Raw genomic sequence first — 13,307 nt, forward strand, 5'->3', positions numbered from 1 at the left:
AAAAGATAGCTAGGATTAAAAAATATAATCCTACTTTTGTACCCGAAAGTTTTATTTATTTTACTAAAGTTCTTTAAAAATGCTTACAAGAAGGCACATTAGGGTTAAAGTTATGCAATGTATTTATGCATTGACACAATCGAAGGATGATTCGCTTGAAAAACAAGAAAAATTTTTAAAAGTAAGCATAGAAAACATGTACACCCTTTACTTGTTAATGCTGAGTCTATTCATAGAATTGCATGAAAGGGCACAAGATCAGGTAAACCTTTCTTCCAAAAAATATCTTAAAAACACCTCGGATTCCTATCCGAACAAGGAAAAATTCCTGGGCAATAAATTACTTCTTCAAATTGCTGGGAACAAGTCTTTAAAGGATGAGCTGTCCAAAAGAAAACTGAACAACTGGTATTTAAACGAAGAGTACATTAAGATTATTTACAAGGAGGTAATGGAAAGTGAAATATATATTAAATATATGTCCAATACCGAAAGTACTTATGAGGAGGACAAAAAACTTATCATAGATCTGTTCAGGGAGATTATTGCACCTAATGAAAAGATCTACGATTATTTCGAGGATGACAAATTAACCTGGGTAGATGATATTCCAATTGTAAACACCTATCTCTTAAAACAGTTTAAAAAAGTAAAAGTGAGCAGTGTTCCCTCTTATTTTTTGCCACCACTATTGAAGGATGAGGATGATATGGTTTATGCCAATAGGCTTTTGACGAAAACGCTGTTGAACAATACCAAGTTGGAAAATGAAATTGAAGGTAAAACACCTAATTGGGACAAAGATCGTATAGCCGATGTTGATGCCATATTATTAAAAATGGCGATTTGCGAACTACTGAACTTTCCATCGATACCGGAAAGGGTTACCATAAACGAGTTTTTGGAAATAGCCAAGGAATATTCAACACCCAAAAGCAGCATATTCATCAATGGGATTTTGGATAAGCTGGTAAGGGAATATAAGGAGGATGGCAAACTAAAAAAAGTTGGTAGAGGTTTATTATAAACAAATATTCCTTAATTTTGCGCAAAATAAAAATTAAATCAGATGGAATGAGCCATGGTAATTCTTGAAATCAACCAAGATGTTTAATGGCGAATTACATTTGACTTTTAAAAAACAATTAAATATAAACAGATGAAAAAATTATTCTTATCCCTAAGTGTTTTTTCTGTGCTTGTGCTTTTTTCTTGTAAAGAAAAAGCCTCCAGTAAAATTGAAGCTTCCAATGTAGAAGTTGCAGCCGAAAGAGATGCGGCCTCAAAAAGTCTTCCAGTTATGGAATTCGACAAAATAGAGCACGATTTTGGATCTATCGATCAAAACGCACCACAAGAAACTATTTTTACCTTTACAAATACTGGTGACGCTCCATTGATTATTACCGATGCAAAAAGTAGCTGTGGCTGTACCATTCCTGAATTTCCAAAAAATACTCCTATAGCTCCAGGTGAGAAAGGCGAATTGTTGGTGAAGTTCAACGGTTCTGGTCAAAACCAAGTTACCAAAGATATTACTGTTACCGCCAACACCAGTAAAGGAACGGAAACACTTAGAATAAAAGCATTTGTAACTCCAAAAGGAGCAGGTCCTGTAGGTCCTGTTAAATAAGTAGATAAAATTATGTTAGAACAATATCCATATCTTCCGCTCATATTGATGTTTGTAGTGGTGTATTTTTTTATGATCGCTCCACAAAGAAAACGTCAAAAGCAAGAAAAGAAATTTGCAGAGGAGTTGAAAAGGGGAGATAAAGTTGTTACCAAGAGTGGTATGCATGGAAAAATTGCCGATCTAAACGATAACGATTTTTCGTGTATTATAGAAACCATGGCCGGGAAAATTAAATTTGATCGTTCCTCTATTTCAATGGAGTTGAGCAAAAAATTAAACGCACCCGAAAAGAAATAATTTTCTTCTTCAATATTATTACAAAAAAGCACCAACCAAAAGTTGGTGCTTTTTTGTAATAATATTTTGTACATTAAGGGTTTATAAATTCCATTTTACCATGATACAGAATAGAAGAAAATTCATAAAAAAGAGCTCGCTTTTGGCTATGGGCACAGGGGCAGCATTTTTAATTCCAATGGACCTATTGGCTTCCATTAGAAGGAATATAAGTCCAAACGACAAAATCGGGGTAGGATTGATCGGTTGTAATGGTATGGGATTTAGCGATTTAACTTCTATGCTTAAAATGAGTGAAATTCAGGTTGTAGCACTCTGTGATGTAGATGATAGTGTTTTAAAAAAGAGAACATCCGATCTGGAAAAGGCGGGGATAAAAAACCCAAAGTTATATAAGGACTATAGAAAATTATTGGAAGATAAGGATGTTGATGTGGTAATTATTGGCACTCCAGATCATTGGCACTGCCTTCAACTTTCCGATGCGGTTAAGGCAGGTAAGGATGTGTATTGCGAAAAACCCTTGGCCAATTCCATAGAGGAATGTAACCTTATGTTAAGTTCTGTCCAGGCAAGCGATCGAATGGTGCAAATTGGACAATGGCAAAGGAGTCAGCCCCATTTTGTGGATGCCATAGATTTTGTCCATTCCGGAAAATTAGGGGAAATTCGCTTGGCAAAAGCCTGGGCTTATCAAGGCTGGATGGGGTCTGTACCAGTTTTACCCGATACAGCTACTCCTGCTGGGGTGGATTATGATATGTGGTTGGGACCTGCACCCATGAAACCTTTTAATGCCAATAGATTTCATTTTAATTTTAGATGGTATTGGGATTATGCAGGGGGATTAATGACGGACTGGGGAGTGCACCTTATGGATTATGCCCTTTATGGAATGAAGGCCAACACTCCAAAATCGGTGATGGCGTTGGGGGGTAGGTTTGCTTATCCCAATGATGCTTCAGAAACACCGGATACATTGCAGACCGTTTACGAATATGACGGTTTTTCCATATTGTGGGAACATGCTACAGGGATAGATAATGGCAATTACGGACGCAATCATGGAATTTCGTTTATTGGAAATAATGGCACCCTTGTTTTGGATCGCAAAGGTTGGGAGGTAATTGCCGAAAAGGATAAAATGCAAAGCATAACTTTACAACAAAACCAAGGCAACGGTCTGGACAAACACACAGTAAATTTTATTGAGGCGGTAAAATCCAGGGACGGCTCCAAATTAAAAGCTCCTTTGAAGGTGGGATATGATGCGGCTCTGGTATGCCACATGGGAAATATTGCCTTTAAAACGGGCAATAGAATTTATTGGGACGATTATGAGGGCCGATTTTCAGATGACAGCTCAAATGCTTTGATAAATGCCCATTATCACAATGGATGGGAGTTGCCAAAAGGTTAATGAAAACATTCAACTCATGAATTTTATGGGGTTTAGGAATGTGAATTAGGTTTTGGTGTCTACGGTAGTTGATGTTTTACTTCATTATTGAATTGAGCAAATAGGCCAATTCATTTCAATTTATCGGTTTTTTCCAAACAATTTTCCTGATTACTTTCAAGCGAGGTGAATCAAGATTGATGCGGATATGGATTGTAAAATTTCATCACATTAGGATTATTAGTAAATAATTGTAAAATTTACGGAGGTTAATAAATAGGGAATTAAACAGCAAACTCCTTTGGAACAACCCCTTGTTTTAAACCATATTTAAATAAATACTTATGAAATATTTGATTTTAACTTTGTGCTTCTTCAGTATGAATTTAACGATATCCCAAGATTTATTGCTGGAAGCGGAAAGTTTTGACGATAAAGGGGGGTGGGTAGTTGACCCCCAATTCATTGAACAAATGGGTTCTTCCTATCTTCAGGCCCATGGTATGGGGGTACCTGTGGAAAATGCACAAACCCAGGTAAATTTCAAAAAGAATGGCGAATATAAGGTTTGGGTACGAACCAAGAATTGGGTACCGGGAGAATGGGAAGCACCGGGAAAATTTCAGATTAAGGTAAATGGCTTGGTGTTGGGAAATACGCTAGGCCTCCGTTCTGGATGGGGTTGGGAATATGCCGGAGCTGTTCAGATAACGAATAAAAAAAATACTTTGGAACTTGTAGACCTTACAGGTTTCAACGGTCGATGTGATGCCATCTATTTTACTACTTCTAACGCTGAACCACCTTCATCCATGAATAAGTTGGCTACTTGGAGGAAAACTGTTGTTATGGAGCCGTTGGCACCCAAAGTTACCAAGAAATATGACCTAGTTGTTGTAGGTGGTGGAATTGCTGGTTGCGCGGCAGCTATAGCGGCCGCAGAGCAAGGGCTTCAGGTGGCGCTAATTCACGACCGACCTGTTTTGGGAGGTAATGCCAGCAGCGAAATTAGGGTACATACCTTGGGTATATATGGTAATTTTGAACGGATCCTTAAAAAGTTGGATACGGAACATTATCCCAATGGATCTCCGGAGGCGCATAAGGACCAAATAAAAAGGGATACCAATGTAAAAAGTTATGAGAATATTTCCCTCTTCTTAAACTGGAGGGCGTATGATGCCAAAGCTGTTGAAAATAGAATCGGTCATGTAGATGCACGTCAAACAGCTACAGGGGAGCGCATTCGTTTTGAATCACCGCTATTTGTAGATTCCACTGGCGATGGTTGGATAGGTTTTTGGGCCGGTGCAGAATTTTCTTATGGACGTGAAAGTGTTGATCAATATGGGGAAGAATGGAAAGAGCATGGGGAATTATGGAGTCCAAAACAACCGGACAATGCTGTAATGGGATCTTCAGTACTTTGGCGCTCCTATGAAACGGACCAGCGGGAACAATTCCCTGAGGTACCTTGGGCAATGCCAGTGGCCAGGGATTATGCCAAAGTCAAGGGAGAATGGCAGTGGGAGTTTAGCCGTAATGATCTTAATCAAATAGACGATGCCGAGGAAATCCGAGATCATATGCTAAGGGCTATTTATGGTTCTTTCGGAAATGCCAAAAAATTACCTGAAAATGCCAATCGAAAATTGGAATGGGTATCTTATCTAGTAGGTAAACGCGAATCCAGAAGATTGGTGGGAGATTATATTTTTACATTAAACGATGCCAAATCCGGCCGTACTTTCCCTGATGGTGTAGTGGAAGAAACTAGGGAGGTGGACGTACATTATCAGACCGTGTTGGAGGATGAGAAAAATCCTGACTTTATTTCTGAAGCGCTTTTTTATAAGACTCCTAAATATTATATCCCATACAGAAGCTTGTATTCAAAAAATATAAGTAATTTGTTTATGGCCGGTAGAAATTTCAGTACTTCCCATGTTGGCCTGGGTGGACCAAGGGTAATGAGGACAACCGGACAAATGGGTGCCGCTGTAGGTTTTGCAGCATCACTTTGTAAAAAGTACGATGTTAATCCTAGGGATATTTATACGGGGTATTTGGATGAATATATGGCTCTTATAGAAAAACAAAAATATACACCTATTCCCGAATCCAAGAAATAGTTTTTGAAGCACATTTTGTTCCATGAAAGAAGTATGTGAATCATCATGAAAATAATAATAGCTACATTACTATTTTGTGGATTGGGACTTGTATGGACTCAAAAAACAGACGTTAGTCTTACAAGTGTTTCCCAACATAAAACACTGAGCAAAAAGCCGGAGTTCTTTGCATTGGAATGGAAGGAGGGTATGGTGTTAAAAAATAAACCAACTCCATTTTTTATCGAGGTAGAGACTTTGGGCAATCAGAATGTTGATATCCTTGTTACCACGCAGAACAGGCCAGTATTATATACGGCTGATATTTGTACTCCGGTCTGTGCAGATGGCGAATGCAGGTTAATGTATCTTACACTTTATTGGAATTTATTGGGAGCGTATGCAGGTTATGATAAGGTGGAGGGCCAGACGTTGACGAAACATGATCATGAGGAATTCCTGGAACAGGATTATGAAAAATTGCACCACTTATTAATGGATGACAATTCAATTCTGAAAAGAAAGAAAATTGATGAGTTGGTGGAAAAGCCCGAGGATTCTGAACTCGACGGTGCAGACGCCAAAGCGGGGGCCACTATAACCGAGGTAAAGGAATCTGTAGTAGATGGGGCACTTTATTCCTGTTATGTTGCTTGGAATATAGCGCACGGAACCATTAAAGGAGAACTACAGGATTTTACCACATATAACTTTGATAAAGAAATGAAGCGCTATATGCTTATGAGCAATGAGCAGGATTATCAAATGTATGCGCTAAAGTCTTTGAATAATGAAGAGTATATTGATTACAAGGACCGAATAGTACAAATTTTCAAGGAGGGTATTCCCATGGTTCGTACCTATATTGTACAAAATCTCCCTAAATTGTTCTGGGAAAGCGATAGCTTACAAATGCCTTTTTGGGAAAGTTTTGCTACAGTAGATATCAACAATAGAAGTTTGTTGTTGAATCATATTCAGCAGGCTCCCGTTGAGGTTTTGGTCTTATTGGGCAGCAGTTTGGAGCTAATGACAAAAAATCAGCTCAAAGTTTACCTCACTGCAATTGAAAAAAATGTAATGACTAATCCACAAATTAAGGCGCAACTTTTGCGGTTTTCAAATTCGGGTAAACATACATACGCTTATATTGTATCCGAATTTTTGGAAGAATTGGAATAAAAGGGTGGGGGGAATAGGCCTACAATAAGTTTAAAATAGTAAATAAAACATAATTCAGATGATATCATTCGTATTATCAATAGGAGCTTTAATACTTGGTTATTTTACGTACGGAAAATTTGTAGAACGTATTTTTGGCGTGGATAAGTTTAGGGAGACCCCAGCCGTTAGGCTAAGGGATGATGTAGATTTTATGACATTGCCCACTTGGAAGGTTTTTTTGATCCAATTTTTAAATATAGCGGGATTGGGGCCAATTTTTGGTGCTATCGCAGGTGCCATGTTTGGACCGGCAGCCTTTTTGTGGATTGTACTGGGAAGTATTTTTGCAGGGGCAGTACACGACTATTTTTCCGGAATGCTGTCTATAAGGCACGACGGTTTGAGTATAAGTGAAGTAGTGGGAATATATCTTGGTACCACCGCTAAACAATTTATGCGCTTTTTCTCTGTAGTACTTTTAATATTCGTAGGGACTGTTTTTTTGGTGGGCCCCGCAAAAATAATCGATGGTATGACGGGGAATATCTGGAGTGTTTGGATTTGGGTAGCCATTATTTTGGTTTATTATATTCTTTCCACATTGTTGCCCATAGATAAATTAATAAGCAAGCTTTACCCCATATTTGGAGTGGCCATGTTACTTATGGCCGTTGGACTATTAATTGCCCTTTTTTTTGGGGATTATAATATTCCTGAATTGGTGCCCGGTAATTTAAAAAATATGACCAATGACCCTGAGGCAACTCCATTGTTTCCAATTTTATTTATAACCATTGCCTGTGGTGCCATTTCCGGATTCCATGCTACCCAGTCCCCTTTAATGGCACGCTGTATGAATAACGAAACATTAGGGAGAAAGATATTTTATGGAACAATGGTAACGGAGGGAATCGTAGCCTTGATTTGGGCTGCTGCAGCCATGACCTTTTTTGGGAATGTAGAAGAGTTAAACGGCGCAATGATGGCCAACAACAATAATGCCGCTTGGGCAGCCAATGAAATATCACTTAATATGTTGGGTAAAGTGGGTGGCATATTGGCCTTATTGGGAATTGTTGCCGCCCCGATTACCTCGGGCGATACGGCCTTTAGGTCGGCCCGTTTAATATTATCCGATATTTTCAAGTCCAACCAAAAAAAAATATTGAACAGGCTTCTTATTAGTTTGCCGTTATTTATCATTGCCTTTGCCCTTACACAAATAGATTTTGGAATAATATGGCGCTATTTTGCTTGGAGCAACCAAACCTTGGCCATGATCGTGCTTTGGACTATAACGGCTTATTTGATCTATGAAAATAAGGCTTATTGGGTTACCCTATTACCGGCAATTTTTATGACAATGGTTTGTAGTACTTATATTTTAATTGCCCCGGAAGGTTTTCAATTGCCAAACGAAATCTCCTATATAGGTGGCACTCTAATCACATTGGCCATTACAATTGCATTTTGGGTATATACCTCTCAAAGGAAAAAAGTCTTTGTTGGGGTATAGTCATTATAACTCATATACTTCTTTTGAAAACGGTCAATAGATCTTCCTTATAAATAGCTCAACCACCATTTATCCCGATTATTTGCCTTATAAATCATGTATTTTTTACACAAAGGATAGAGGGCAAATATTATCCCGATCCATACCAAATAGACGATCCATAGAGCATAGCCATAGGTAGCCAGTTTTGCGTTCATAAATACATCGGCAGTTAATATCATGTCCTTCCAATTGCCACCAAAAATTAGAATCCCGGCAATGGCCACAACATGAATCACAAATACATGTAGAAAATAATAGAAGAAGGGAACTCTTCCAAAAACCATAAAAAAATTGGAAATAGAGTTTTTTACATTTTCTATGGTATAAAGGAAAAGTAAGGCCGGACCAATGGTAATAAGTACAAAAGCCAGTGAAGGCGGGTATTTTGTTACATTAAAAAAAGATATAATGGTTTTAGTATTTGTGTCCTGCATGGTCCAGGGCACCAAATCCCCATAGACATTCAATCCTCTCAATACAAAGAACAAGAGCAAGGCTCCCAACCCTATGCGCAACAAAAGTGTTCTTCTTAGTTTTGCATCAAAGTCCTTCGCGTAAAGCTCTCCTAAACAATATCCCAATGCCATTAATCCAATCCACGGAATAACAGGGTAATGGAACATCACCATTTTATTGGGCCCCAGTACTAAGGCCTGATCTTGGTGCAACAGATACCATATTATAGATTGCAGACTGGTCCCCTGCATTACAATACTATCCAAAAAATTATGTCCCACAATAATTACCAATCCAATAACAAAGATTATTTTTTTAGGTAAATAAATTAGAAATGATAAACAAATCATACTAAAGCCAATGGCCCAAATAACTTGAAGAATGGGAAAACTGTAAGTAATATCAAACGTCCAAATTAAATTGTTAACGACTACTTCCATAAAAATCAACCAAATACCCCGGGTTAGCAAGAATTTTGAGAGTTTTGCTCTGGTTTTATTCCTGCAATATAGGAATGCGGAAGTTCCAGCAAGGAACACAAATACAGGGGCACAATAATGTGTTATAAAGCGTGTAAAAAACAGTATGGGTGTTGTGTTTTCAACATCTGTTGGGTCTATAAAAAAAGAACCATAATTAAAATAGACCCTTACATGGTCCAAGGCCATAATAACCATGACCAAACCTCTTAATATATCAATGGATTCTATTCGTTTGGTTTTGGATAGCATAAATGTGTAGTTGTTTTTGCTTGGTTATTATTGCCTGTAACAAATTGTGAATAACTGCAGATTTACTTTTTAACCTGCTTAAATACGCCTCGTTCATCCATACTCCCTATAGTATTGGGCCATTGGACCGAAATATTATTAGGATTTAAAAATCACGTTTTGGTCAGCTTCGAACCATGTTTGGTACAGGGGTTGGAATACCCTTTCCAAACTGTTCCTCTTAATTTTTAGGGTGGGAGTGGAAAATCCATTGGCTACATTCCATTCCTCTTGCATGACCACTATTTTTGCTATTTTTTCATGTTTTTGCAAACTTGGATTAATCTCCAATATAGATTGATGTAAACTTTTTATTAAATCATCTTTAGATTTGGACTTCCCTAAAGAAGAGACTGTTACCAAAGCTATTGGCTGAGGTATACCAGTACCAACGACGCAGATCTGTTCAATATCCGTATTTTTAGAAATTTGTAGTTCAATGGGGGCAGGTGATATGTATTTACCTTTATCGGTTTTAAATTGATCTTTCACCCTGCCAGTGATGGTTAAATAACCTTCATGGTCGTATTCTCCAATATCTCCAGTTTTAAAATATCCTTCTTCATCAAAAACGGTTGCTGTTATTTCTGGAGCTTTGTAATAACCCTTAAAAAGACAGTTGTTTAAAATTAAAATTTCACTTTCTTCAGAGAATTTAATATTTACCCCTTCAAGTGCTTTGCCTACAGTCCCTATTTTACTTTGCCCGGATAAATTGGAATGCGAAATACAACAATCTTCTGTCATACCATAGGCTTGATGAATAGTGATGCCAATAGTACTGTACCATTTCACCAAACTACTGGCAATGGGTGCAGCCGCCGAGGCAATGAATGATGCGTTGGACAACCCCAATTTGGTCTGAATTTTTTTCTTTATTGCTTTGTTTACGAATGGAATGGACAATAGCAAGGATAATTTCCTTTGCGGAAGACTTTCCAGTATTTTTTCTTGAAATTTGGTCCAAATTCTGGGAACGGCAAAGAAAATATCCGGTTGAAGTGCCTCTAGGTTACTGGCAAATTTCTCCAAAGAATAGGGAAAGGTTATCTGGCCTCCATAAAATAGTATTCCGTTGCAAAAGGCGCGTTCTGCAACATGGGCCAATGGCAGATAAGAAAAAAATTTAGGGTTTTTAGGTAAGTTTATGATCTGGGTAAATATGCTTGAACTTTTGGTGAAATTCCCTGAAGTGTGCATTACTCCTTTTGGTTGCCCTGTGGTTCCAGAGGTATAAATAATAGTGTGTAAATCATCGCCTTTCGGTATATATAAATCCATCAACTCCACTTCCTGATTCATAATGTCTTCCCAATAAACTCCGGTATTACCACCAAAGGTTTTTACACTAATTATGGGGATGTTTGGAATGCCCTCTTTTTGGGAGGCAAAATCGTCCAGTTTCCCAATAATAATGGCTTTGGATTCGCTGTGAGTTAAAATCTGATTTATTCCTTCGGAAGTCAATGTTGGGTAGATGGGAATGGAAATATAACCGGCCATGGATATGGCCAAATCCGCCATAATCCAGTGGGGGCAATTTTTGGAAAGCAAGGCAATATGACTTTTCTTAGGTAGACCTAATTTTAATAAATAGGAGGCCAATTTTCTCATTTCAATCCCCGCTTCAGAATAAGATAAACTCTGTTGATGGTTCTCGAAATTCTGAATTAAGTAGGGGTTAAGGGGGGTCTCTTTTTCCCAGAAAAGAAAGGCTTCTATAGAAGAATTGAAGTTATGCATGACTATGTTTTATTGGTTCAAAAGGTTTGGTTGTCAACATCTTGAATAAATTTTATCAATCCATTGAAATAGGTTTTTTGGTCATCGTATTGCGATAAATGGCTGCCATTTGGACATAATAAAAATCTGGCCTTTGGCAATTCTTGGGACATCCATTCCATGTATTTGGGATCCATGGTATCGTGTGTTGCCCCGATAACCAAAGTAGGGACATTTATTGTTTTTAATCTCTCGGATACATCCCAGCCCTTTAAAGAGGCATTTCCTGTTACCCCAAATTCACTATATCCCTGCATGAATACATAAATATTGGGGTTGAGGTGGCCCATGGCCCTGTGTATGGATTCTGGCCATTTATCCAAAGGCATTCTTAAAAAGTGTTCCGTATAGTAATGCTGGGTTACCAATTCAGAATATCTGGGATTTTCAAAATCGTTATTGGCCTCCATATCCTTTATTTCCGTGTAGACCTCGGGAGCCAATTTTGGACCAAGAACTTCCGCAGCATATTTCTCATATTCCGGGATGCTGGCCATCATATTGGAAATAATTAGTCCTTTTAAATTATCCTGATATTTTAATGCGTACTCCATTCCCAGGATACCGCCCCAAGATTGCCCTAGGAGATAAAAATTATCTTTATTTAGGTTTAGGGCTTTTCTAACTTGTTCCACTTCCTCCACAAAATGATCTGTGGTCCAAAGAGTGGAGTCATTGGGCTTATCGCTATAATAGGAGTCCAATTGATCGTAATAAATATATTCAATTTCTTCTTTTGGTAAATATCCATCAAAACATTCAAAAAATTCGTGGGTACCCCCTGGACCACCATGAAGTAACAATACCTTCATTTTGGGATTGTTGCCTACCCGTTTGGTCCATACCTTAAAAGTGCCTTTAGGGGTATTGATATCAATCATATTAATCCCGCCGGTAAATTGATCTTCGCTGTTGGAGTAATCCAGATAAGTGGATGTAGGCTCCGTTTCCATTTTTGATTGTTGTTTTTCCGCACAGGACACTAAAAAAACAAGAAAAATGTTTGTGTAAAGAAATAAGGTTTTCATAGCTGTAGTATGTTTTTATATTGGCAGAGATACATATTGCCCAGCACCATAATGGGGCATAGCTTACTAAAGATAATTATTTATTAAAACAAGTTCAATTCACTTCTCCCTCGACTATACATATAGCCGGGGTAATGGGTATTATCCTCGTGAGTTCTAACCCTGACTTCGTAAAAACCTGGGCAAATTGTTCTTTGGTCCGTTCTTTTCCTCCTATCATGAGCATTGTAAGGTCTAACCACTTAAAAGGGTGAGGGTCATTGCCATTTGGAATCACTGCTTCAACCACCAATATTTTTCCTCCTGGGTTCATGGCCTTTCTGCAATTCGTTAGTATGCGAACTGTATCTTCATCACTCCAGTCGTGAATAATGTGCCTCAAGATATAGGCATCCCCACCGCTTGTTACGGATTCGAAAAAATTTCCGGACGCCAGTTTGCATCGCACTTTAAGTCCGCTTGCCAATATATTTTCTGTAGACCTTTGAATAACCTCGGGCAAATCGAACAAAACACCTTTAGTTTCCGGATTTTTATTAAGTACTGCTGAAATTACATCGCCATTGCCTCCACCAATATCTATGACCGTTTTAAAAACGGAAAAATCATAATTTTCGACCATGGGTTGTGTTTCACCTCCGTGAATATCTGTCATCATACGATCAAAAATTTTTCCTTCCTCCGGATGGTCACGTAGATATTCAAAAGGAGGAGACCCTAGAGCCTTTACCCATCCACCACCGCCATTCTGAACGGCATACAGAAATTCAGTGTAGGTTTTATAAAATAGACTTCCGGCCGAAAGGGCCATGGCTTTTACACTGGTTGGGCTATCTTCCTTAAGGCATTCTGCCAATGGAGTAAGTGAAAACTTTCCGTTTTCATTTTCAATGAAGATTCCCGAACTGGCCAGGGCACGTAAAAGTCGGAAAATAGCCTCGGCATTGGCACCTGTTAGGCGAGCCAACTCGGAGCCGTCCATGGGACCATGGGAGGTGATTAGGTCCGCTATATTTAGTTTAGCCGCGACATGGATGGCCTTGGTGGTTACGTATCCAAAGATCATTTGGGTAATAGCGATATTGGGTGGTAGATTGTTTTCCATT

Annotated in this window: 11 protein-coding genes; 7 read left to right on the forward strand and 4 right to left on the reverse strand. The window is 38.4% G+C overall.

Features of this window, described 5'->3' with window-relative positions:
- Positions 1–79: 79 nt before the first annotated feature.
- From nusB to CWD91_RS16690, 7 genes are all read left to right on the forward strand, one after another.
- Entirely contained in the window at positions 80–1,027 is a 948-nt protein-coding gene (nusB, locus tag CWD91_RS16660; RefSeq protein WP_103442099.1) for a transcription antitermination factor NusB, read from the forward strand.
- Between the two features lie 132 nt (positions 1,028–1,159).
- Positions 1,160–1,633 (forward strand): DUF1573 domain-containing protein, encoded by a 474-nt coding sequence (locus CWD91_RS16665; RefSeq protein WP_103442100.1) that lies wholly within the window; start codon positions 1,160–1,162, stop codon positions 1,631–1,633.
- Positions 1,634–1,645: 12 nt separating this feature from the next.
- A complete protein-coding gene (gene yajC / locus CWD91_RS16670; RefSeq protein WP_103442101.1) occupies positions 1,646–1,933 on the forward strand; it encodes a preprotein translocase subunit YajC in 288 nt (95 codons plus the stop codon).
- A gap of 100 nt (positions 1,934–2,033) precedes the next feature.
- On the forward strand, positions 2,034–3,353 hold the full coding sequence (locus CWD91_RS16675) for a Gfo/Idh/MocA family protein (RefSeq protein WP_103442102.1): 1,320 nt from the start codon (positions 2,034–2,036) through the stop codon (positions 3,351–3,353).
- A 323-nt stretch (positions 3,354–3,676) separates the two neighbouring features.
- Complete coding sequence (locus CWD91_RS16680) at positions 3,677–5,464, forward strand: FAD-dependent oxidoreductase (RefSeq protein ID WP_103442103.1); 1,788 nt, start codon at positions 3,677–3,679, stop codon at positions 5,462–5,464.
- A 45-nt stretch (positions 5,465–5,509) separates the two neighbouring features.
- Positions 5,510–6,625 (forward strand): hypothetical protein, encoded by a 1,116-nt coding sequence (locus tag CWD91_RS16685; RefSeq protein ID WP_103442104.1) that lies wholly within the window; start codon positions 5,510–5,512, stop codon positions 6,623–6,625.
- Between the two features lie 58 nt (positions 6,626–6,683).
- Positions 6,684–8,123 carry a carbon starvation CstA family protein gene (locus CWD91_RS16690; RefSeq protein ID WP_103442105.1) on the forward strand — a complete coding sequence of 480 codons (1,440 nt, stop codon included), beginning with the start codon at positions 6,684–6,686 and terminating at the stop codon, positions 8,121–8,123.
- Positions 8,124–8,170: 47 nt separating this feature from the next.
- Here the strand turns inward: CWD91_RS16690 and CWD91_RS16695 are convergent, their stop codons facing one another.
- From CWD91_RS16695 to CWD91_RS16710, 4 genes are all read right to left on the reverse strand, one after another.
- On the reverse strand, positions 8,171–9,352 hold the full coding sequence (locus tag CWD91_RS16695; protein WP_103442106.1) for a DUF1624 domain-containing protein: 1,182 nt from the start codon (positions 9,350–9,352) through the stop codon (positions 8,171–8,173).
- 138 nt (positions 9,353–9,490) lie between these two features.
- Positions 9,491–11,134 (reverse strand): AMP-binding protein, encoded by a 1,644-nt coding sequence (locus tag CWD91_RS16700; protein ID WP_103442107.1) that lies wholly within the window; start codon positions 11,132–11,134, stop codon positions 9,491–9,493.
- A 17-nt stretch (positions 11,135–11,151) separates the two neighbouring features.
- On the reverse strand, positions 11,152–12,201 hold the full coding sequence (locus tag CWD91_RS16705; RefSeq protein ID WP_103442108.1) for a proline iminopeptidase-family hydrolase: 1,050 nt from the start codon (positions 12,199–12,201) through the stop codon (positions 11,152–11,154).
- Positions 12,202–12,295: 94 nt separating this feature from the next.
- Positions 12,296–13,306: a methyltransferase gene (locus CWD91_RS16710; protein WP_103442109.1), complete on the reverse strand. Its 1,011-nt coding sequence runs from the start codon at positions 13,304–13,306 to the stop codon at positions 12,296–12,298.
- Between the last annotated feature and the right edge of the window lies 1 nt (position 13,307).

Origin of the sequence: Arenibacter hampyeongensis (genome assembly GCF_002909255.1) — a bacterium.
Lineage (GTDB): Bacteria > Bacteroidota > Bacteroidia > Flavobacteriales > Flavobacteriaceae > Arenibacter > Arenibacter hampyeongensis.